Here is a 20435-nt window from a genome sequence, read left to right on the forward strand (position 1 = left end):
GGCGACAACTACCTTGAAAACTTCCGACCACTCTCTGATTTGCCATGAAACCGCTTTGTTCGGAAACCGTGACCACAGGCGCGACATTACGAGACATAGACAGCTCCAAATAAAAGAGGGAGCCGTCTCCCACTTGGGATTGGCTCCCAACGGGACGAAGAAAAAGGCCGGCAACACATGCCGGCCCAAAGAAACCATCCGGGGTGGGTATGGTTTGGAGAGAAAAAATCAACGCACTCGGAGAGGAGCCGTTTGGAGGTCGATGCGCAGTAGCGCGGGGAATGAGGCTAGTCTAAGGGGCCTGACGCCCGAGTTGGGCGGATAAACGTTGCGATTTCGGTATGCCTTTCCTAAAACTCAGCCGCGTACTGAGCACCCTTCCTTGACTTTGGGCTCTTGCTGCGATGATGAATCATCTCTCTTGCGCGTTTTGCATCATGAGTTCGCTCGACGATCTGCGAGCAGCGGCAGGCTGTGCTGACAATCACGACGTTTACCGAGCGATGGTCGAGCTAGAAGCCGCGTCGACCTTCGCCTCCCAAAGGCAGCGTTGGCTGGCCGATGTCGCCCCTACCCTTCTTCCTGACTCGTTGAGGGAGGCAGTCACGCGCGCCAAGCACGCGGCTGCGCAACGGCAGGCGATCGAAGCCGAGATTCCTGATCATTTGCTCTTTTCCGCAGGATGGCCCACGGCTCGCCCGACACAGGCCGAAGCCGAGTTGCTCGCGAGCGTCCGAACGCTTGTAGTGGCGACAGTCGGCCTCGCCGTCAAGTACACAGGCGCCGCGTCCGTCCTCGCTCGCTCGCTACGACGAGCTCCTCGCCCTTCGGCCTCACGCGGCGGAATCGACCACCATCCAGCCGCTGCAGGCGGTTTTCGCATTTTGATGGAGCACCGTAATTGGAGATACGTAGCTGCGTAGGACCAAACGCGAAGGCCGGTGACTAATTTCTGGCAAAATCGCGGGCAAACCACCACAACGCCCGCATCTCGGGAATTGAAGAAAATATGACCACAGCAAAGGGGATTTCGATGGCTACGAAACGCACGAACGCTTACGTCGACCGCAACATTGCATGGTTAGCGCCGCTGATCGGTGCGATCGTGTTCGCGTTGGCGAAGCCCATATTTGAAGCGCTCTCCGGGCCCGGTGCCCTACCAACCTGGTTTCCGGGGGCCGCGCTCGCGGCCGCGCTGCTCTGCATGCTGGCCGCAGGCTTCGGCCTAACGCGCGTCGACACGGTCTCCTCGTCAGTATCGCTCCGCGTGGCCAAGTACGGGCTGGTAGCAGTGGCGATCGTTTTGGTCGCGAAAGCGATTTTGTCCTAACGCGCGGACGAAGAACATCGCAACGCCCGTAAAAAAAAGCGCCACCCCCCGGGGGGATGGCGCTGTGGCAGAAAGTTAGTCGAGGCAAAGCGACATCTGCACTTCGGCCGCGATGAGAGCTAAATCAGGCGTAGTGCCTTCGCGTAGCGCCGGGACCTCCCACTGCGCCTGAGCGTCGCTCAGCCCGCCGATCGCACAGAGCAACCGCTCGCTCTGATGCGCCTGCAGCAAGTCTCCAAAGGAAAAGCTGAACTCGTCGGGCGCAGGCTCCCCGGCGGTGGCTATCCCTAGCCCCTGCACGATCTCGTCCGCCCGTCGAATTTTCCAGTCCTCGACGCCTTCAGGCGACCGCGTAACCGTGATCCGGGCACTGGACGGCACGACCTCAGCGCCTCGAACGGCGTCGCGAAATGCCGGGATAGCTCTTTTCGCGAACCCAGGCGTTTCCATCTCGATCGGATAGGCGACCTCCGTGATGAATGATCCGTGTCGCATGTGCCCTTGCCATGGCCCGCCACGGAGCATGGCTCCCGGAATTACCGCCGACGCGGGTTTTTTCTGCCAGCAGTGCTGACTCCTTGTCTCTCACCCAGTTTGCGGGTTTCAAGCCTGGTTCAAGCGTTCCCCCGCGTGCCCGCGGCCGAGACATGTCGCTACATTTCGTTCGCTTAAAGTTTTCCGCGCTGCACATTGTCGTCAAACGTTGTCTGTTCGAATTCGTCTGAGAACGCCCCCCGGCGATCGAGCGCGCGTGAGGGAAGCGATCTGCAACACACGCGTTGTGTCCGCGATCATCCACTCGTATTTTTCCCCGCTATCGGTTTTCCCTATGCACGGTATTCTTTGGTGTGGCATCTAAGGATGTCGGTTATGTATCCGTCTTTCACGGCTTCGCGCTCCCTTGTATGACGTCGACCACACCAATTGATAACCCCCGCGCTGATGTTGGGACTCGATGGCCGCGCATGTTCTTCGCGCCAGGGGTGAACTACGAATTGCATCGCGTTACCGGCCTGTATTCGCCGGCTCTGCGGTTTCCGGTTCCAGGCGAATTATTCCTCTGGCGTCTGCGCGGTGAATGGCATATGGCCACCGCGACGAACGGTCGAAATTGGCTTACGCTTGACGAGCGACGACGCGTAAAGGGCTTCAACAACCCTGTGACCGGTCGCCAGTTCAGTGTGGGAAGAACCGTGTTACGAATGATTCTTTCTAAGATGCTCAATTGCGATCCCATAGCTGTGCGACTAGACACCACGGCAGACGATCACGTGATGGTCAAGGTCCCTAACGAAAATCGGATCATCATGGCTGACGTTTCGTACGTGGGCATGTGGGTGGTAATCGCGGTCAGTGCCGGAAGGGTGGGAATTGGACTCGTCAACCCGAGGGGCGCGTTATCGTCGCAAGCGAGTGGCGTGCTCGACGCCGCGCAAATCCAAGCTCGCGAACGAAGCCACCATAGAGCATGGGATGCTCTCGGCCGTTTGCCACTCGCGCCCGAGACGCGCTGGCATAGCCTCGTCCTTCCCATGCCAGGCGCCGTACGAGGCGCGGTCACGGTCGACGAGCCGATACGAAACGTGACGGCGTTCGGGTGGACCAGCTAGCGCAAAGCCTTCTTTGAAGAAATCCATGAGCGCTCACGGCGCCCGTCGATACACCCGTTGCCGCTAGCTATATATATCACACCGATCCGAGCGCCGCGGCATATATCCGCCGGAGACACGCGGGCGCGGAGGACGGGAGCAGAGCAGTGTTTCCAACATCGCGCTCTCCCAGACTTCTCGCGCAACTGCCGCGCGCCGCGGAACCCGCCGTGGGTAGCGCCGTTGATAGGGCGATTTTGTTCGCGTTGGCCGCATGTATTTCAAGCGCTGGCTAGCGGCGCACAAGCGAAGCAAGGGCAAGCCCAGCGCCCAACGCGAGATAGATCTTCGGAAAGGATCGCTCGCTAATGTGTGCCTCAAAACCGGGGGTCACTCGCTTTGGTATCAGGTGATAGTCCACCACATAGGCGGTCGCCGCCGTTGCAGCCGCAGCGGCCGTGATCCGCGCCGGCGATTGGCTTCGTCCGCGCAACATCTCGAACAGCAGCCCCCAGAAAACTCCGCTGCCAAGGTGGATGGCAGCCCCTATGCCGGTGAAGCGCGCGCTGAATCGTTCCTCTTTGAATGCCCGTTCGGGCCAAAGACAGTGAGTGACGGCATTCAACGGTGCCACGGGGGTTGATCCCGCGACCGTCGACTCGCGCGCGGCGACCAACGCGGAAGATACCGCGGCGGCGGCGCCTGACAGTGCGGCATCGTAGAGGACCTCGTGAGTTTGCATGGCTTCCTCCTAAAGACGACATGGTTCCCGGCACCGAGCAATTTCCGTGCTTGCGGGTTCCGGCCGTGGAGGCACGCGTGACGACGCGGGGCCATGACACATCGCGCGGGTACGCAGGTTGCTCGATGCAAGCATCCCCACGAAGGAGCGGAAGATGAACATCACTCGACAAGCTGAAGGTGAAGGCACGGACAAGCCGCTGGGCGACTCAGGAAGCGGCGCGAGCGGCGGCGGTTCGATCGGCAACCAGCCGGGACCGGGCTCTCCGACCGGAGGCGATCCGAAGCAGGGCGTGCGCAAGCCGAATGCGGGCGAAGTCGAACCGGCGAAAAGACGTCTCGACCAGCATCCGGAGCAGACCGCCGAGGTGCCCTATGGCTCCGGCGGCAAAGCGGAGCCGGCGGGCACGGGCGGGCTCGACGCGCAGAATGCCGACCTGGCGGACCCTGCGAAGTCGAAACCATAATAGCTGCCAGAACAGAGGCCGCTCCTAGGCTACGCTTGGCGAGCGCCCAGTTTCCCCGATCACGTTCGGCTACAGCCGGCGCAGTTAGTTCTTCGCCCGCCGGCGGCCGCTTTCCCACCGAAAAAAATTGGAAGCCGCTTCCGAACAATTGCTTCCGCCGATCGTTCTTGATCGAAGGGCCTAGCCAATTGACCTCTATCGGCGCATCTTGCTTAACAAATGAGAAAGCCCAAGCTCGGTCGCAATCTTCCAGACATACATCCGAGAATATCGAACGCCATAGCGACGTTCAATTGCTGCACGTAGCCGCTCATTGGTCCATCTATCCGCCTCGAATCCCTGCACTCGTGGCGAGTGGACCAATGCGGTGCTGACCCACGGCACTACTTCAGACCTCAAAATGCCTGCACCGGACTCGGTCACCGTGTTGCGTCTGCGCTTCAGGCGGTCCGCACACCCAAGGTCGATGATGATCTGCCTCACATATACACGGGAAAACTTACGCCCAAACTCTTTCTCTATCACGGCCTGAAGCCGGCCATCGGTCCATTGGTCCGAGTTGAATCCATACGCCACAGGAGATCCGCGCAGGGCTGACGCTATCCACTTCCGCGCGTCTGCATTGAGCGATGGCCTTCTTCCTCCGACAGACATCTGCGCCAACGCGTCGGGGCCGCCCTTGGCCACTAGCGCCTGATAGCGCTTCGTGGTTTGGATGGAGAGCCCAAGCATATTGGCGACTGCTTGCGGGGACATTCCCTCCAACAGTAACTTTCCCGCTTCCGAGCGCAACATTACGCTCGGCAGCTTGTCCTTAGATGCAGCCATCGCTCGAAAGCCAAGGAGTGTCCGTGATACTTAAACGTTGTCTCGGCTGCCAGCTCGGGCAGCGTCCATAAGAAAAAGCGCCCTCCCGTGGGGCGGCGGTGTAGCAAAGAGTTAAGCGAGGCCGAGCCATCGCTGCGTTTGGCCAAGGACAACGAGCCGCTCAGCATGACCGTAGCGAAACAAAAAGCGGGACGCCCCCTCGACACCCACCGAGTGCATTGCCCGGCATCAAGGTCCGCATTAACCCGTCTGAAATCGAAGATGGCCGCTGTCCGGAATTTTGCGAGTTGACCACTCAGCCTCCGGCAGTCGCCGGTGATCTATCTCCGCCATTCCATAGGCGATCGCATAGCGCCGCGCTTCCAGGGCACATGCGAAACGTCCCAACACCTCCGTGGCACGCTGGGTTCCGTCCGGTTCCCGCAGGATGAGCATAGATGCGTACATGCCCTCATCGTAGGCAGCTAATGGCCTAAGGGTAAACTCCTTGTACGTGATTTCGGCGTCCTGCATTTGGGCTCTCTCATCTGTAGTCATGCGCCACCGGTGTACATCCCTCGTTGGAGCGCTGTCGACGAATTGTCTAACATGCATTAAAAATGAACATTTGGGATTTGTCCCTATTGGTCGGAGGTTTCTGCGCTCGGCCTACCTAATCACCGATGAGGAAGCCGACCCCCCTTCGGGAGTCGGCGTCGTCTAAGCAGCGGCTTTATCCTTTGGGAGGCTACGCGCTTTCTTTCCGGGCGGCTTCGGCACGTCATATCCGAAGCGCGCCACGCAGCTGGGTCCACCGGAATCGGATTCGTGCGCCCCGTTGCGAGGTTCACGAACACGCCCGAGAACGGCACCGCGCCGGTTCGAAACATCGTCCAGAGCAGGTTGAACGCCTGAACCGCTATCGCCTGATTGATGACCAACGACTGCTTGCGCAGTGCGTCGGCCATCGAGCACGACAGGGTTTCGTCCTTCGCATCCAGCCTGGCGTCGATCAGGTCCGGGAACAGCTCACCCACATGGGGCAAACGCTCCGGCCGTCTCTTCGCTTCGGCCTTGCTCAAGAGTTGACCGATCACGACCTGTCCTCGGTCCGTGTCGTTGCCGCAGTCGAGGTAGTAGACGTTGGCTCCCTGTGCGGCACCGACAATTGCTCGCCGCGCAGCGCGCGTGTCCACGCACCCGATCACGAGGTCGACGTTGTGGACGCTCTCGCTGGCAGTGAAGCGCCGGGTTTCCGCTCGCCAGTTGGTGCCCATCAGTGCATTCAACCGATTGACGATCAGCGAGGCTTTGAACTCGCCCACATCATTCGGATAGAAGCCTTGACGGCCAACGTTGGTCGCGCTCACCCTGTCGTCATCGAACACCGTGCAGTCGATGCCGCCCGGATGTCCCAACTCGAGCATCGCGTGATGCAGACGCGCGAGGCTCGGCAATACCGCACTGCCGGTCCCGCCTGCGCCCACGACGTTCACCTGCCAGGACCGCTCGAGAAACCGCGGCGGCAGCGCGTGACGAATTGTTTGCGTCATGCTGCCGCCCTTCGCATCACTGCCGCATACCACGTGCTAGGCACCCGCTCGACGTCCTCGAAGATGCCTTTTGCGCACAGCCGCAGGGCCATGCTCGGGACGTTCGACCCACAATTTCCAACGACGAGCGCGAATTTGACGTCGTGCCTGTCGTCTTCGTTGTCGGTCGTCGAGAAGTACGCCGGGTGGCCCCCATGCGAATGGCAATCGACAATCCGAACCTCGTCGGGACCGAGCTGGGGCCGCCCGTAGATCAGCGACCCCGTGCTTTGCGAGAGGACCACGACCGGTGCGAGACGAAACTGCTTTCTCGTGGTGCTCCAGACGATCCACGCGCCCGTTTCCATCGGATGGGCCAAACGGGCCAAGTCGGCAAATTGCCCGACGAGCCCCGGTGGGACCGGCCCGCATCTGAGGACTGTCGACTCGACGACCTTTCCATAAGGAATGGCCGTCGGCACCGTGTATGCGGCGATGCGCCGGACGACCGAGAGCCACGGCAGATCGATCTCGATGAAAACACCGTTCTCACCAATAAGAAGCCGTTCTCCGGCAGCCAACATCGGTGCCACCGGCTCACGCCGCGGCATCATCACTGTCGGAAACGAGCGCTGAAGCGCCATATCACCTGCATTCATGCAACACCTCCATGTTTGCCGGCGATAAGCTCAGCGAGTGTAGTTTTCATGGGCACGAGGAGCTTTTTCGGAAAGTGTTCTCCGTATAGGCCGTCGAGCATCTCCTTCCAGAAGGCAAACTCGCCCTTCGGATGCCGGACACGCTTTCCACCGTGATTGGGATGAGTGAACGCTGATTCAAAGAAGCCACTTTCCCAGCCTGCGGTTGAGCTGACGTCGATCCGCTTCGGTACGTGAGCCGTGCCGATGCAGATTTTTCCCCAGTCCCAAGTGTTAAAGTACGGCGGTTCGTGCAGCTTCGAGCTAGGGGTTGGGCGGCTGTCTTCCCGCAGCGCGAACACGCTGAATCCGTTCGAAGCTGCACGAAACACCAGCCCTGGATGCGGCACGGCAGCGCTTCGCTTGCCGATCTTCGGGCAGTCGAAAAACACCCGCCGCATACCCGGTCTGCACCACCAAGTAACCGCGTCGTGCGACACGGCCAGCACCGTTTCCGGGAAAAACTCCGCCTTCGGCGCCGCGTTCTGAGACAGCTCTCGCAAGCACGACAGCAGCGCTGCGCGGTCAATCGGCCGTCCAGCACCAATCGACCCACGGCCGTCCTTTCCAGCACTGATCGGATGGACGGTGCCATAGACGGCGCCTTCGTTCCGAGTGCTATAAAGCAAAATGGCACTGGTCGCCGCGAGTTCGTCGCGCCGGTCAGAGCCGATGTTCAAGCCCATCATGAGATAGCTCCGAAGATCTATGCCGACAGACCCGCGAGAACGCGGTCGAGTTGGCCAAGTATGGAAAGACCCATCGACCAGTCCGCGTACTGCGTGCGAATGGCGTCGGGAGTGGATGCAAACGGGATAAAGCCGTAGTAGAGGGACCCGTCACCACTGCTCGCGAGATGCTCGTAGTGCGAGTCGAGCAATTCACCGATGCGCGGGCCGTCTTCAACGATGAGTGTCGAAGCCGCGTACGCGCACTCCGGCTGGTAGGCGCAATTGAAGAGGCTGCGATTACCTGCCGCTCGCAACATCAACGTCAGCACCTCAAGATCGCGGCAAAGTTGCCGCACCCACCCGGAGCTGAATCGTTGAAGACGACGCAACGCAGCAACACCGAGTGCGGGCTTCTGCCCAAAGCGCCGGCTACCGCTATTCCAGGTGCACACATCCATGTCGTCGGGGCACAGCTCCGGGCGCACAACGGACGGGAGGTAGTGCTCCATCTCCTCCTCGTCTTCGCCGAACCTGTCTTCCAGCACTTCCTTGGCGTCTTCGTCGGACGTGTGCGGGTCGCCATCCCAGTACCACGAGGCAAACATCCCGAGGAACTCGTCCGGGGTTCGCACCCAGAGGGTTCTTCCTGCCGCCCTATTGATCAGCACCATCGCGGTCGAGACCAACCTTGGATGGAGCCTGCGCAGCTTCGCCGCGCGAGGGCCAATTTCGAAGACGTTCTCCTGTGGTATCTCGATCCCGAGATACAAGGCGGATTCAGGGCTGAAATCGCGGCTGTCGTACTGGTACTGAATCTCCTCCAGCACAGCATCCACGTCACACAGCACAAAATTGAAATTCAGGCGGCGAAACGGCGGCTTGTTGCGCGTGGCCCATGCGAAAAAGCCGTGAGCGAGCGCGTGTCCAGCGCCCTTGAAGTTCGGCACATCGCCGGCCTTCAAGAGTCCCGATTCGAAGTGCGCGGCGACCAGGCTCGCAACGTCCTGATCCGCCTTCCAGCGCATCACAGCGTTTGTGCTTACGTCAGTGCCGAAAGCGGGGAGCGTCAGAAAATCATGGGCAGGTCCACGTCCGGCAACGGAAGAGCGCTGCGATTGCCAGCACTTTCCCGAGACAGCGACTTCTGAACCAGATGCGCGAGGATCGAAGAGCATGCTGCGATCTCCTTGTCGTGAAAAAAAACCGCCCTTCCAGGCGGTTCGTTATGGGCCGAAGCCAAGTCCGGGTCGGACAGGGCTGCAAGTAGATCGCGCTTACGCATGAGCGCCCTTGGCACCGGCTGCGCGCACGAAGGTGAAACGTGCGACCTCGCCCGACATCTCGGGCCCGTCGATCGCCGCGGTCGTCAGCTCCGGATACTGCGCGGAGTAGAGATCGCGGACATCCTCAGGCGAGAAGCTCGGGCCAGGGTCGACGAATGCCACCCCGTTGTAGGTGAACTCGCGGATCAGCTTGCCAATGGAAATGGACATGGCTGCTCCTTAGTCAAAAAGCGAAGCGAGATTGGTCCCGGAGTGGCCCGGTTCCGACGATGCCGAAGCGGGTTCCGACGACTGAGCCGAAGCGGTGCTTTGCTCCTGCGTGCTTTCGTTGTCGCTGTCGTCAGCATCGCCGTCGCTCTCTGCGCTCGATTTGCTGGGAGCCGGCAACGCGGGCTTGCTACTGCCCTTTGCCAACGTCTTGGTCGCCTTCGAGACTTGCGTCGTCTTGGCGGCTTCGAGGATGACGGTCGTTGCAGCTACTTGCTCGGCCAGCGACGCGTGCGCGCCGGCGTAGGCCGCGAGCGCATCGGCGAACCCCGCGTCGAGCTCGGCCGCCGACGCGGTGAGCGCGAGCGGCTGAAGCATGGCAGCGTCTTTCGCCGTACCCTGCGGCATGACGAATACCACCATCTCGTCGCCCTTCATCTGCAATGACAGCGTGAGCTTTGCGCAGTTGCGCAAAAGCGGTTCAATAGCAACAAACATGGAAACTCCTGAGAAAGAAAAAAGACCGCCCGAAGGCGGTCTGCATGGAATGAAACTGCTTGTCGATGCGCGGTAAGTGGCGCGTTAGAACTTGAGCACCTTCGGGATCTTGCCGGTGTAGTCGAAATCCTTGACGGCCAGAAGCGCATCGATGACTTCAGACTTGGACTTCCCGAAGACTTTCTTGAAGTTGTCGCCGAGCGCGGCACGGATGCCGAGTTCATCTGCGACCACCATCATTTCCGACTTCGTGATCAACTCCAGAAACTCCTTGCAAAGCTTCCAATGCTTCGCGAGATCGAGACGATGGTGCTTGCACAGGCGCGTCAGGTACTGGACGTCGAGCCCTTGAATGGCCGCGACGGTCACGCCGGTGACGGCGTTCGCGAGATGCGCGTCGTCAGCCGCCGCCGTAGCGGCGGCGGCCTTCGCAACGTCGCCGGACGGGATTTGCTCTTGGGTAAGCTTTTCCCAGATGCCCGAGAGCGTCTTTTGGTCGACGCAGCGCATCTGATCCGACAGGGCGATCGCCACGAGATATCGCTGGGCAAGCACGGCATCCGCACCCACCTCGCGCCGCAAGGCTTTTCGCCAGAGCGCCACGCGATACTGTTTGATCCTGTCGGACTCAGCCACGACCGTCGCCGGCGGATTGCTCGTCGTCGACGGCGCGGCCGCGCCCTTTGCTGCAGCAGGCTGAGACTTGGTCGCGTCTGACTTAGCTTCCGGCTTCGGCTGCGTGGCAGCCTTCACCGCTTGCAGATGCGCCGCGACCTTCTTCATATTGCAGACCGTGTCGAAGCACTGACCCCGATAGACGTTGCCAATCGAATCAGGCAGACCGCTCACCGCCGCGCCGTAATTCTGGCACGCGTGACATGCCTTCGCCTGCTCGTCGCCGACGCCTTTGGGGCCTTCGACGGCGAGTTGCACCCGCGTGTGGTTGTCGCCCGCCCGCACGATTCGCACGACCGGATACTCATCACGCAGGCCAGCAGCCGTCGCTTCGAGCATCTTTTCGGTCTTCTCGTTGTAGCAGGTCCGGTTGGTACAGTTGCCGGTGCCGATGGACTCACCGAACATCTCGCCCTGAGTGGACGAGTTGTGCGGGCATCCCGCGCAGTCAGCCTTGTCGAAGATCGCAGCAGCCAACGAACAGGCAACCTGTTCGATGGTCTTCTTGACCTCCGCGACAGACTTGGCTTCCTTGATGATCACCGGCAGAAGCTTGTCCTGCGTCTCTTTCGGCAGCGCGGCAAGCAGCTCCGCGTGACCGAGGAGAATCTGCCGCGTGCTGAGTGCATCGAGGACCGCTGCACTGCAGTTCATGAGCGCGAGGCGCTTATCGAGCGTCGCGCGGGACCATCCGAAGACGCGCGCGACCTCGTCACGATCGCCTTTGCACAAGCCGACCTGTTCGGCGGCGGCGATCGCCTCTTCCGCCGGCGACATATCCGCGCGCTGGATGTTCTCGATGATGGCGAGCTGCTTCGCTTCGACTTCATCGACTTCCTTCACCACGACGGGGATCTCGTAATCCTCGCCGTGAGCGGTCATGGCGGCTCTGTAGCGACGGCCGCCAGCGACGAGGCCATAACCACCGTCGGCCAACGTGCGGACAATGATGGGTTGAATGACACCCTTTTCACGAACGGACGCGGTCAGCTCTTCCATCTCCGCCGGATCGAAATACGTGCGGGGATTGACGCTGACCTGGATGTTCTTGAGAGCGAGGGTAGGTTGTTGTTGCATTGCAGGGCTCCGAGGAGGGACCTGCCTCCCCTTGGGAGTGGTCCCAAGGGGTTGAACTACGTGGGCCGACAGTTGTCGGCGCTGAGTCGATGCGTCAGAGACGCGGGTGATGGTGCAAAGATAGCGGTTTACATTGCACGCCCACGCGAGAAAGCTCGCGAAATCATGCTGCCTTCCCCCGCGTTGCGCTTCACGACCGGCGTTCTGGTCTCATTCGAGCTTGAGAAGGCCGATCAGTGAATTGACGGACCGTCGTATGATCGCGCGAGTCGACGATGAAGACTTTCCCGTCCCGGGCGCGCAACAGCATATGTCTATTTGAGTCGCATGCGCCGATCATGCAGACGCCCTTCTCGGCTAGCCCCCTGTCCTCTGTCGCCCTGGATCCAATCGGCCTTCCAGAGCTTCGGCCCATACCCGTTCTCCATACCGCTCGGATGCTCGACAACATATTCAGCGAGTTCTACCGGAATTTGTGAAGCGAACGTATTCCTGAACCATTCCTCAAAGCCCATGCTGCCTCCTTTTCGTTAGATGCGCGAGATGCGCAGTGCGAATGGGGCGACCTTACTTGTGGAACATTCGACCCCACGCAGCAAATGGAGGGTTTTTGAGAGCGGTTTATCCCAGGTGTACTTACATCTTCCCGGTCCAGTATTTCTCAAGACCCTCAATGAGCTCATCAGGCACTTTCCATTCGCGCATGCACGACTTCGTCCTGACCAGAATGCGTTGCTCGCGCTGTCAATGTGACATCGCACGCTAGGCACCGATGTTGCGGGCATAAAAAAACCCGGCACGAAGCCGGGTTGGGAACAGGGTCAAAACAACGCGAGCTGGTCAACCTTCGCAAATAACTTAGCCTGAGCGAAGTCTTCAGCCGGTTGCCTTGCAACACATTCTGCGGGTACCACGTCCTCCAGAACCGCGACATCGGCTTCGGCGCATTCGGCCGTACACGGCGCCAGAGGTTCGTGGAGCGGATCGACCAAAGCGTCCGCGGCAGCTTCGTCGACACGTACGAGTTCCGCTGCCTCTACGTCCGCCTCTCGTCTGCGCAGTTTCCACTTCCAGCCGCCGACAATATGCGCAGGCGTGTACCACATTCCCCAAACATCGAGGGTCAGCGCGTTGCCGTGAACGACGACAGCGGGAATGTGAAGCAGCGACAACTGCACATAAGCCATGTGCACACAGCACGCATCGATGTCGATACAGGTCGCGTGCATAGCCTGCTGGTAGTTGTGCCCGGCCTCGTGGAGAGAGTCGGCCACCGCGATTACCATGCCACCAGCGCCACACGCGGGCTCCTGCAGTCGCAGGAACCCGTGATCGCGAACGGCGGAGCCACCGTCGCCGATGGTCATCGAAGCCATGAGCCGGGACACGTGATACGGGGTAAAGAACTGCCCTGCTCTCGCGTTGCCAAGTTCGAGCATCATGTACGTCTCCCCAAGCACGTCGGTCAAGCCCGCACCGCCAATGCTGAACCCTCCGGCCTTGCGCATGTACTCGACGCGAAGTTCGAATGACAGCGTAAGCGCCGCGAACATCCGGGGAAAAAGCGCCACCTCCTCCGGCTTGTACTTTCCGACGATCTCCAGGTATCGCTTTTCGCGCGACTCGTACTGCTGCAGATCCACTCCATTGCTGATGCTGAGTGCACATAGCTCGACAAAGTCTGCAAACACAGTGTGCGTGTGATGCCCGTAACTGAATCGCTTGATTAATGTGACAAGGGTCCGCTGATGTTCGTCGGCGGTGTGCTCATGCTTGCGCTCTGCGCTTTTTCGGCTCATTTGAAGATCCTAAAAGCAGGACGAGCACATGCCCGCAAAGGGGGGTGCCCCCTGCGGGTTGAACGGAACTAGGAAAAAAGCCCACCGGCTCCCATGAGGGAAATGCGGTGGGCGTGGGTTGCAAGATTAATGGCAATGCCAGGCTATGGCGACTGCACAGGCGGCTCAGGTACTGACGGCCGATTCGGTCGATGCGCGAACGCGGGTGATGCATCAACGATACGGGGTACTGCCGCTCGCCATCATGCGAATGCCGCGGTTTTCAATGGGCGTCTCGATCCGAAAGGCAGTCGTAGGCCTTATCCACAATTTCTGTGCACAACCCTGTGAACAAGAGCGGTCGACGCCTTGCTGGCGTGTGCCACAAGTTCCATGCTCACGCTTTGCGCTCTCGCCAAGTAGATGTAACGCGTTACATCTACTTTTGAAGAATGATCGCGATTTCGGTATCCCTTTCCGGGACGACATTACACCGTGCTTTCGCGGGCGCACCTCTGTGTACACCCGACGCGGTTAAAAGACGGTGTATTTGCTACCCCTTTCCGCGGCCTAGCGCTGCCGGCCGCCGCGAAAATACGAACGACCGCTCGCGCGCGCGTGAGCACCGATCTCATTCCCATCCCGATCCTTCAATGAAATTCAGTCATAAGGCCGCTGTGTCCATCCTCGCCGTGGCCGCTGTCATGTCCGTCGGGTCGATCGGACTGGTGGCAGTTCAATTTGGCGCACCGAGCAGCGCCGCGCAGGTCGTGATCAACACCGCCGTGACGAGCGAGCTCAACGGTGTCGTCGATGCCGTCAGTGACTTGCCCGACGACATGCGGCAAGGCGTCATCACGCGCCACGGCGCCGAGTCGATGGACGCTCTGACTCGAACCCTCAACGAACAAAGGTCCCGGTTGAGCATTGCCGAACAAGACCGTTCAGCGTTCCTCGCGCGCAACGAGAAGAGGCTCAGCCTATTGCTCGCGCTGACTCTGTTCAATGGCTTCGCGCTGGCGATGGGCGCGGTCTCGCTTTTCGCCGCGTACCGCAGACACCCCGCTAACACGCTGAGACCTCCGCAGGCCTTGAAAGCATGACCACGATTCTGGTGGAATTTGCCGACATCACCCAAGACCCCGCGAGCGCGCGATCCGGGGCAACGCCCGCGAAGGGCATGCCGGACAGTTACCTTGATGCCCTTATCGGGCTCGGCTCGGTCGAGTACCGCGACTATGCCGCTCCCGGGATGCTGAAGAGGGTCATGGCGCGCTTTCCGACTGCCGCGCATCGCGATCAGTTTGTCATTGCGGCCCGTCAGATCAGCAACCTGATGGGCACACACGCGACTGTCTTTCGCGATGGCATCACCGGAACCTCGACGGTATAGAAAATGGCACTCATCTCGTTCGACGGTCTCAACGTGCCTCTCGAAGAGGTGCAGGACAACCCGGCTCGCTTCGCCACTCGGGTCGAGCGGGCAAAGAAAACCCCGGGGTACGCGGTCTGCTGCTGCCGTCCGGCCGAGGGGCCCATACCCTTGCGGCTCGTGGTCCGGCGCTATGGTGCGCTGTTTCACCTTGCGCGCTGGCCGGACGAGGGATATCGGCACGAGCGCGACATCTGTCCGTTCTTCGCCGACCCTGGGCCGTCAGAAGAGTCTCAGGGCGCGACCCACGACGCGATCCGCAACACGCCCACCGGAATCAACGCGAAGCTGGACATCTCGCTGTCCGTGCGAACCGAGGGCGCTGTCACCCAGTCCAAAGAGCCGTCGGCAACAAACGGCAATCGACGCCGATCGGCGCCCCTCCTTGGCTTCCTCCAGCGCATCTGGCTCGATGCTGGCCTCAATCAGTGGGCGGGTGTCGCCTCGCGCAACTGGGGCACTTGCAACGCCCAGATCCTCGCGCTGCTTGGCGACGGTCTGATGAACGGCAGACCCGTTCAGGAAGTCGTACACGTCATGCGCAGATACGAGGAAATTGCGCAGGCAGCGCTCAAGGCTGAATTTGAGGCGTTCCTGAGCCGAATCAAAACCACCCCCGAAGCCATGGAGCGCGGCGTCGTTATCGCCGAACTCAAATCGATCGAACCGTCCCGTTATGGTTTCGTCATCAAGATTCGGCAGACCTTCGAAGCTTTTTTCGCCTCGAAGCAGCTGATTGAAGCGGCGTCGAAGTCTTTCCGCTACGCGTGGTCAATGATCGGCAACATCGCGGCTCGGGTGGTCGCGGTGCTCGTGCTTGAACGAACGAAAGATGGCAATTTGCGCGTGATCGACATGGCCGCGCAACTCTGCAACAAATCGTTCATCCCGTGCGATTCGAGTTACGAGGTTGCGATGGCAAATCGGCTGGTCGCTGAACGTCGCCGATTCGTCAAACCCATGCGCCTCACTGCCGGCGACGACATGCTGCCCGACTTCCGAATCACGGACACGGCCGAGGCCACGGCGATCGAGGTCTACGGCATGGAGTCGCAAGAAGCCTATCGCGTGCGAAAAGCTGCGAAGCAGGCACTCTACGCGCGGCGGCGGATAGCATGTGTGGAATGGGTTCCGCCCGCCGAGATTACTTCAGTGATACTGCCCGCCGCGACTTGACAGCGCGGGCTTTTGGGATAGCGTCAAGCCATCGCAAATCGAATCACCCGGAGGCTCCAGATGGATTCCAATTCGCTTTTTCTTCAGCGCGCGACAGCGCAGGGCCCGGACTGGCACGTAAGCTATCCCGCGCTCGCCATGGCCAGCTCCACGGAATCTATCGACGAGCGGCGCAAACAGATCGTCGTGGCCGCGGCGGACGATACAAACCTGCGAATGGTGTTCTTCAGTTCGTTGGGCGCCATCCTCGACTTTCAAGCGGCCTGGATCGAACTCGATTCGTCCGCGCGCGCCTGGCTCGCATTCACGACCCGCTGGAACCGCTGGTGGCTACCGGACGCCGAAACGCTCGGCGCGATCGAGCTCAAGGCGCAGGCACCTACCGACGTGCGACTGGCACACCGCACGATCGACGGCGGCCCCACGAACACATCGGCCTTCCGACGTTATCTCGATGTCGTCGAACAGCATTACCGGCGTGATGAGTTGATCGCGCGGGTGTTGTTCCCCCGTAGTGGCGAGCTGATGCAGCCTCTCAACGCCGCACTCGATATTGCTATCCCTTAATGGGCCGCGTTATTCCGTTCGAACGCATACGGGCGTCGAGAGACGACCGTACCTATCGTCCACGCGATTGCAGCCATCGCCGTATCAAGCTGGAATCCAGAGGCGGCATCGTCTCGTGTGCAGAGTGCGGTGCTGCCCTTTCCCCGTTCTGGGCGCTCGCGATGCTTTCCGAGCAGTACACCGTCGCGCTCAAACACATCGAGCGCCTCGGCGAGCGCATTGCGCTTGCCGACGCCCGCATCCTCGAACTCTCGACGACTCTCGACGAGAGGTGATCAAATAAGTCGCCAACTACGCCTTGACGAAAACACTTCTCATGGTGGAATGCCCTCTCCAGCTACATCAACGCCACGACACCATGAAACGAACCTTCGCGTGTGGTCATACCGGAAAGGGAAAGTACTGCCACGCCTGCGCGGCCGCGGAAAACGAAAGACTGGCGCAACGTCTAGCGCGCGAGGAAAAGCGCACGGCTAGACGCGAATCCTCCGCACTCGACCCGGTGGACCTGAGCGTTGTGAGCCACCTGGCAGCAGTGCAGCGCGAAGCGCGCGAAGTTCTCGCCAAAGTCAGTTCCGGCGTTCACCCATTTGCGCTCGACGGCAAGCCACTGAAATCCTCCGCGGGCAGACTGCTCTCGGTCCCCGTTGGGCGCTCCTATCGCCTGCTCTTCGATGCACCGACGCTCAAGCCGTTGCGCATCGTTAGTCACGAGCACTACAACGCCATCGCATCGAGCCGGGTGATGGCGTAATCGCTACGCCCGAAGCGGAACACCGTCAAAAAGCGCAGACCGCAATGAAAAATGCGGATCGACAGGGCGCCAAGCACCGCGGGCAGAGGTCGGCCATGAAGGGACCTTCGCCCGACGTTGTCGCGCGGGCGATCAAGAAGCAGCTTCATTTACCAAACGGTCGCTCGAACGCCGAGGCCGGCGTAGCTTTGTCGGCCTGTACGGACACTGGCCGCGAGCGCACGTGAATTCAATGACCGATTGGACACATCGGAGCGATAATTGGATCCCGACATCAATTGGCCGACAGGACCGCAATATAATGATTGACACCGCCTTTTTGCTCGATTCGGTATCGACAGGGGCCACCCGTTAGAAATTGAACTGGTCGTGCTTTCTTAGCCCAAGCCACATCTCGAGAGAGACATGCAACTTTCGTAGGGCCATCTCGTGCTCGGGGAATTCGGTCGGATCGATCGCGTCGCACCTGGCCTTTGCCACGTCGATGCCGATGAAGTCGTCGATCGTCTTTCTGTCGAATGTGTAGTGCGGTGCGGAAATCCGATCACCCTCCGAGTGGCGCGTGCCCCGGTTCATCATGCGCGTGGCCATGCTTGCGAAGCCCTCGTCGGTCCGGATCGCCTTGACCATCCACTCGCGGGCTTCGTCCAATGAACCCGCATATTCCCTCCACCGGTAGAGCTGGGACATCAGATCCGGTTCGGCGATCAGCACGTCGCCGTCCGCGGCGCGGCTCCTCATCAACCGCAGCCATTCGGCCTTCATCGCCTTGACGGTGTCGAAGTCGAGCGCCGGATCGAAGGCGGCGTCCTCACCCTCCTTCCGGGCGGGATCGTTCAGATGAATCAGAATCGCAGCGACGGACAGCGCCTGGGTCTTGCGAAGCGCCTCAAGTGCCAGACCGCCTCGCACACCCACTGGAACCCGCTTCAGGAACCAACTCGTCGCTCGCCATGCTGAATGCCAAGGCGAATTGAAGGGGTCGACATCGCGTCGGCCTGCGAGCTTCTCGGCGATTCCGAACATCCCGGGCAGCAGCACGGCGGCGTTCTCGGCCGGGAGCCGGTCGACGGACTCGTCGAACCTCGCGACGAGCGAACGCAGCAGGCCGTCGGCCTCGATGTCGGCGATCGCGGCAGCTAGCCCTTCCTCCGTCTTCGTCGCATCGAGGAACGTGACGAAGCGGCGCTCCGACATTTCGTCGGCCGCCGTCTGGAGTTCGAAGTAACGCGGGAAATAGCGCGGGGAGCACACCCGCTTGGCGGTCAGCCACCTGAGATGGAAGCCGTCTCCGTAGTTCGTCCCCCCGTATGCCCATTCGAGAGGCGGGAAGAGGTCCTTGAGCGCGTCCTGGGCGATGACGCGGCGCTCCTCCGACACAATCTCGAGAAGGCGCTCGGCCGCCGCCTTGTCCGCATCCCGCCGGCCATCGCCCGGGAAGCGCCGCTCCTGGAGGACCAACTCCCTCTCGCGGAACAGCGCCTCGTGGAGGTCCGGTTCGAAGACCCGGAGCGTCTCCAGAAGAAGGAAGTCGACAATGTTTACCTCGAACACATCGCCGGCCGCATGCAACGGCAGGTGCACGGCGATGGACGAGATCAATCGGCGCGCGTCACGCATGTTGCGCAGCAGGGGCTGGATGCAGCCGACGAAGGCGTTACCCCAGCGCGTGTGCGAGAACCCGTTCGCCTCGATCGCGTAGGGTCCCGCCAGCTCGGAGAGCTCCTCCCCGAATATACGATGCACGATAGACACCGGGACCGCAGGTAGGTCGAAGCTAGCCTGCACGACCTTCTCGAGGAAAGCGCGACCGTCGCCGTCGGCGACCGGATCGAGTGCTCGCTCTACGATACTCGGCTGGAACAGGAGCACAAAAACGATGTTGGGCAGGTTGGCGTTGGCCTTCACCTGCCGGAGGAGCATCCTTATCTGCTCGGGCTCGAGCCGGTCGATGTCGTCGACGAAGGCAACTAGCGGCCGGTCGAGTTCGCGAAGACGAACCCCCAGCGCTGCGCGCATCTTGTCGAGCGGCTCGCCACCGCGGTCACGTCCGAGATGCGACAGCAGGCGTCCCAGCAGGGGTGTGGCGACCGAGAGGAGTGCGAGAGCAGCCGCCACCTTCGCTGCCGTCGGGAGGTCGAAGCCTATGGCCGATGCAACGGCGATCACCGAGGCGTTCGTCAGCATCGTCGAGATTAGATGGCTCGAGCCCCCGGCCGCCTTAAGCGGCGCGCCGGCCCCTGTGAGGATCGCGCCGTAGCGTCGCAGCGCTTCGGCGCGGGCGAGCGCTGTCTTCGAATGTTCGCCCCCGAGACGATCCGCTATTTGGCCGAAGAGGGCGCGGGCGATCGCGTCGCTGTCGCCCCACTGCCAGGGATTGAAGTCAAGCCAGTCCGCTCCGTCGCCCCTGGCGTCGAGCCGCTCGGTGATTAGATTCTTAAGGGATGACTTGCCGAAGCCCCACCCACCGCGGATTGCGAACACCCTGCCCTCGCGCAAACTGAGCTCCGAGAGCACGCCGGCTATGCGGCCGGCGAAGTCGGCCCTCCTCAGGCGATCCTCGGACGCCGTCCGGATCGGCGCCTCCGCACCGATCCCGCCGTCCGGCCATTCGGTTCCTGTGGCCTCCGCACCGAGCTTCGCGCGGCGACGGGCGCGCCATGCCGACAGACGGACCAGCGGCCCGGTCATCGCGCGAGGACTTGCAGGAGACCACCGGTCCCGCCGCAGCGGTGGGGCGCTGGCGCCGAGATGGGACGCGACGACTCAGGCATCGGGATACACACTCTCGAATATCTCCCGCCACCGCTGCCTTCGCGACCACTCCCGATACTTTTTCGACACATAGTTATATTCCTGGCAATACTCGAGGAGATCCCACCACGCTCGCGCATCCTAGCTCATGCCGTCCAATAACGGCGAGACAGCCGACGTATATCGAATAGACAGCGAACGGCGGCTCAGACCGATGACTCGCTCAATAGCCTTCACGGGACGAAAGTCGGCTTCACTTTGCAACGAGCCGTTGATGCATCGACATGCCGGAAGTCCACTCAGGGTCGCCAGGCGACGGTAGCGGGCGGCCGAGTCCCAACGGAGTCTCAGCCGCTCGGATCGTTGCACGAACTATGGCAGCACTTATCTCCTACCTGG

General features: G+C 60.9%; 20 protein-coding genes and 1 pseudogene. 7 read left to right on the plus strand and 14 right to left on the minus strand.

Annotation, left to right across the window (positions count from 1 at the left end; translation table 11 throughout):
* The first annotated feature begins 1009 nt into the window (after positions 1-1009).
* Positions 1010-1330 (plus strand): hypothetical protein, encoded by a 321-nt coding sequence (locus BG61_RS21220; protein WP_035941825.1) that lies wholly within the window; start codon positions 1010-1012, stop codon positions 1328-1330.
* 75 nt (positions 1331-1405) lie between these two features.
* Here the strand turns inward: BG61_RS21220 and BG61_RS21225 are convergent, their stop codons facing one another.
* Together BG61_RS21225 and BG61_RS21235 are read right to left on the minus strand one after the other, a co-directional pair.
* Positions 1406-1825 (minus strand): hypothetical protein, encoded by a 420-nt coding sequence (locus tag BG61_RS21225; RefSeq protein WP_035941827.1) that lies wholly within the window; start codon positions 1823-1825, stop codon positions 1406-1408.
* Positions 1826-3211: 1386 nt separating this feature from the next.
* Complete coding sequence (locus tag BG61_RS21235) at positions 3212-3661, minus strand: hypothetical protein (RefSeq protein WP_035941829.1); 450 nt, start codon at positions 3659-3661, stop codon at positions 3212-3214.
* A 154-nt stretch (positions 3662-3815) separates the two neighbouring features.
* Between BG61_RS21235 and BG61_RS21240 the strand changes: the two genes are divergently transcribed.
* Complete coding sequence (locus tag BG61_RS21240) at positions 3816-4127, plus strand: hypothetical protein (RefSeq protein WP_035941830.1); 312 nt, start codon at positions 3816-3818, stop codon at positions 4125-4127.
* Positions 4128-4322: 195 nt separating this feature from the next.
* On the opposite strand, the gene BG61_RS39795 is transcribed toward BG61_RS21240, so the two are convergent.
* From BG61_RS39795 to BG61_RS21300, 10 genes and pseudogenes are all read right to left on the minus strand, one after another.
* Complete coding sequence (locus BG61_RS39795; protein ID WP_233469214.1) at positions 4323-4883, minus strand: winged helix-turn-helix domain-containing protein; 561 nt, start codon at positions 4881-4883, stop codon at positions 4323-4325.
* 312 nt (positions 4884-5195) lie between these two features.
* The gene (locus BG61_RS21255; RefSeq protein WP_152565227.1) at positions 5196-5468 is read right to left on the minus strand and encodes a hypothetical protein; all 273 of its coding nucleotides are present in this window, start codon (positions 5466-5468) and stop codon (positions 5196-5198) included.
* Between the two features lie 186 nt (positions 5469-5654).
* Positions 5655-6487: pseudogene (locus tag BG61_RS21260) on the minus strand (PRTRC system ThiF family protein).
* Entirely contained in the window at positions 6484-7125 is a 642-nt protein-coding gene (locus BG61_RS21265) for a PRTRC system protein A (protein WP_035941832.1), read from the minus strand. Before BG61_RS21265 ends, BG61_RS21260 begins: the two are co-directional and overlap by 4 nt.
* A complete protein-coding gene (locus tag BG61_RS21270; RefSeq protein ID WP_035941833.1) occupies positions 7122-7853 on the minus strand; it encodes a PRTRC system protein B in 732 nt (243 codons plus the stop codon). The genes BG61_RS21265 and BG61_RS21270 overlap by 4 nt, the downstream gene beginning before the upstream one ends.
* A 17-nt stretch (positions 7854-7870) precedes the next feature.
* A complete protein-coding gene (locus BG61_RS21275; protein WP_035941834.1) occupies positions 7871-9010 on the minus strand; it encodes a PRTRC system protein F in 1140 nt (379 codons plus the stop codon).
* A 99-nt stretch (positions 9011-9109) separates the two neighbouring features.
* Positions 9110-9328: a PRTRC system protein C gene (locus BG61_RS21280; protein WP_035941835.1), complete on the minus strand. Its 219-nt coding sequence runs from the start codon at positions 9326-9328 to the stop codon at positions 9110-9112.
* 9 nt (positions 9329-9337) lie between these two features.
* On the minus strand, positions 9338-9823 hold the full coding sequence (locus BG61_RS21285; protein WP_035941837.1) for a PRTRC system protein E: 486 nt from the start codon (positions 9821-9823) through the stop codon (positions 9338-9340).
* Positions 9824-9907: 84 nt separating this feature from the next.
* Positions 9908-11575 carry a PRTRC system ParB family protein gene (locus BG61_RS21290; RefSeq protein ID WP_035941839.1) on the minus strand — a complete coding sequence of 556 codons (1668 nt, stop codon included), beginning with the start codon at positions 11573-11575 and terminating at the stop codon, positions 9908-9910.
* Between the two features lie 821 nt (positions 11576-12396).
* Entirely contained in the window at positions 12397-13374 is a 978-nt protein-coding gene (locus BG61_RS21300) for an N-6 DNA methylase (protein ID WP_035941843.1), read from the minus strand.
* A gap of 632 nt (positions 13375-14006) precedes the next feature.
* Between BG61_RS21300 and BG61_RS21305 the strand changes: the two genes are divergently transcribed.
* The 5 genes from BG61_RS21305 to BG61_RS40195 all read left to right on the plus strand — a co-directional run bounded on the left by BG61_RS21305 (position 14007) and on the right by BG61_RS40195 (position 17282).
* Positions 14007-14456 carry a hypothetical protein gene (locus tag BG61_RS21305; protein ID WP_035941845.1) on the plus strand — a complete coding sequence of 150 codons (450 nt, stop codon included), beginning with the start codon at positions 14007-14009 and terminating at the stop codon, positions 14454-14456.
* The gene (locus tag BG61_RS21310; RefSeq protein WP_035941846.1) at positions 14453-14746 is read left to right on the plus strand and encodes a hypothetical protein; all 294 of its coding nucleotides are present in this window, start codon (positions 14453-14455) and stop codon (positions 14744-14746) included. The genes BG61_RS21305 and BG61_RS21310 overlap by 4 nt, the downstream gene beginning before the upstream one ends.
* Positions 14747-14749: 3 nt before the next feature.
* The gene (locus tag BG61_RS21315) at positions 14750-15961 is read left to right on the plus strand and encodes a DUF1173 family protein (RefSeq protein WP_035941849.1); all 1212 of its coding nucleotides are present in this window, start codon (positions 14750-14752) and stop codon (positions 15959-15961) included.
* Positions 15962-16021: 60 nt separating this feature from the next.
* Positions 16022-16528, plus strand: coding sequence for a hypothetical protein (locus BG61_RS21320; protein WP_035941850.1), 507 nt, complete (start codon positions 16022-16024; stop codon positions 16526-16528).
* A 358-nt stretch (positions 16529-16886) separates the two neighbouring features.
* Complete coding sequence (locus BG61_RS40195; RefSeq protein WP_075584202.1) at positions 16887-17282, plus strand: DUF7682 family zinc-binding protein; 396 nt, start codon at positions 16887-16889, stop codon at positions 17280-17282.
* On the opposite strand, the gene BG61_RS42040 is transcribed toward BG61_RS40195, so the two are convergent.
* Both BG61_RS42040 and BG61_RS21340 read right to left on the minus strand, forming a co-directional pair.
* Positions 17246-17431 (minus strand): hypothetical protein, encoded by a 186-nt coding sequence (locus tag BG61_RS42040; protein ID WP_035941854.1) that lies wholly within the window; start codon positions 17429-17431, stop codon positions 17246-17248. The genes BG61_RS40195 and BG61_RS42040 overlap by 37 nt on opposite strands.
* A gap of 202 nt (positions 17432-17633) precedes the next feature.
* A complete protein-coding gene (locus BG61_RS21340) occupies positions 17634-19973 on the minus strand; it encodes a KAP family P-loop NTPase fold protein (RefSeq protein ID WP_035941856.1) in 2340 nt (779 codons plus the stop codon).
* Between the last annotated feature and the right edge of the window lie 462 nt (positions 19974-20435).

Origin of the sequence: Caballeronia glathei, from assembly GCF_000698595.1 — a bacterium.
Taxonomy (GTDB): Bacteria; Pseudomonadota; Gammaproteobacteria; order Burkholderiales; family Burkholderiaceae; genus Caballeronia; species Caballeronia glathei.

What these genes read in the sequence shown, in the direction of transcription:
- BG61_RS21300 (WP_035941843.1), bottom strand. Translation starts at nt 13,374, where the DNA reads ATGAGCCGAAAAAGCGCAGAGCGCAAGCATGAGCACACCGCCGACGAA.
- BG61_RS21285 (WP_035941837.1), bottom strand. Translation starts at nt 9,823, where the DNA reads ATGTTTGTTGCTATTGAACCGCTTTTGCGCAACTGCGCAAAGCTCACG.
- BG61_RS21240 (WP_035941830.1), top strand. Translation starts at nt 3,816, where the DNA reads ATGAACATCACTCGACAAGCTGAAGGTGAAGGCACGGACAAGCCGCTG.
- BG61_RS21265 (WP_035941832.1), bottom strand. Translation starts at nt 7,125, where the DNA reads ATGAATGCAGGTGATATGGCGCTTCAGCGCTCGTTTCCGACAGTGATG.
- BG61_RS42040 (WP_035941854.1), bottom strand. Translation starts at nt 17,431, where the DNA reads ATGAAGCTGCTTCTTGATCGCCCGCGCGACAACGTCGGGCGAAGGTCC.
- BG61_RS21320 (WP_035941850.1), top strand. Translation starts at nt 16,022, where the DNA reads ATGGATTCCAATTCGCTTTTTCTTCAGCGCGCGACAGCGCAGGGCCCG.
- BG61_RS39795 (WP_233469214.1), bottom strand. Translation starts at nt 4,883, where the DNA reads ATGTCCCCGCAAGCAGTCGCCAATATGCTTGGGCTCTCCATCCAAACC.
- BG61_RS40195 (WP_075584202.1), top strand. Translation starts at nt 16,887, where the DNA reads ATGAAACGAACCTTCGCGTGTGGTCATACCGGAAAGGGAAAGTACTGC.
- BG61_RS21290 (WP_035941839.1), bottom strand. Translation starts at nt 11,575, where the DNA reads ATGCAACAACAACCTACCCTCGCTCTCAAGAACATCCAGGTCAGCGTC.
- BG61_RS21315 (WP_035941849.1), top strand. Translation starts at nt 14,750, where the DNA reads ATGGCACTCATCTCGTTCGACGGTCTCAACGTGCCTCTCGAAGAGGTG.
- BG61_RS21255 (WP_152565227.1), bottom strand. Translation starts at nt 5,468, where the DNA reads ATGCAGGACGCCGAAATCACGTACAAGGAGTTTACCCTTAGGCCATTA.
- BG61_RS21275 (WP_035941834.1), bottom strand. Translation starts at nt 9,010, where the DNA reads ATGCTCTTCGATCCTCGCGCATCTGGTTCAGAAGTCGCTGTCTCGGGA.
- BG61_RS21280 (WP_035941835.1), bottom strand. Translation starts at nt 9,328, where the DNA reads ATGTCCATTTCCATTGGCAAGCTGATCCGCGAGTTCACCTACAACGGG.
- BG61_RS21340 (WP_035941856.1), bottom strand. Translation starts at nt 19,973, where the DNA reads ATGACCGGGCCGCTGGTCCGTCTGTCGGCATGGCGCGCCCGTCGCCGC.
- BG61_RS21270 (WP_035941833.1), bottom strand. Translation starts at nt 7,853, where the DNA reads ATGATGGGCTTGAACATCGGCTCTGACCGGCGCGACGAACTCGCGGCG.
- BG61_RS21310 (WP_035941846.1), top strand. Translation starts at nt 14,453, where the DNA reads ATGACCACGATTCTGGTGGAATTTGCCGACATCACCCAAGACCCCGCG.
- BG61_RS21235 (WP_035941829.1), bottom strand. Translation starts at nt 3,661, where the DNA reads ATGCAAACTCACGAGGTCCTCTACGATGCCGCACTGTCAGGCGCCGCC.
- BG61_RS21225 (WP_035941827.1), bottom strand. Translation starts at nt 1,825, where the DNA reads ATGCGACACGGATCATTCATCACGGAGGTCGCCTATCCGATCGAGATG.
- BG61_RS21220 (WP_035941825.1), top strand. Translation starts at nt 1,010, where the DNA reads ATGACCACAGCAAAGGGGATTTCGATGGCTACGAAACGCACGAACGCT.
- BG61_RS21305 (WP_035941845.1), top strand. Translation starts at nt 14,007, where the DNA reads ATGAAATTCAGTCATAAGGCCGCTGTGTCCATCCTCGCCGTGGCCGCT.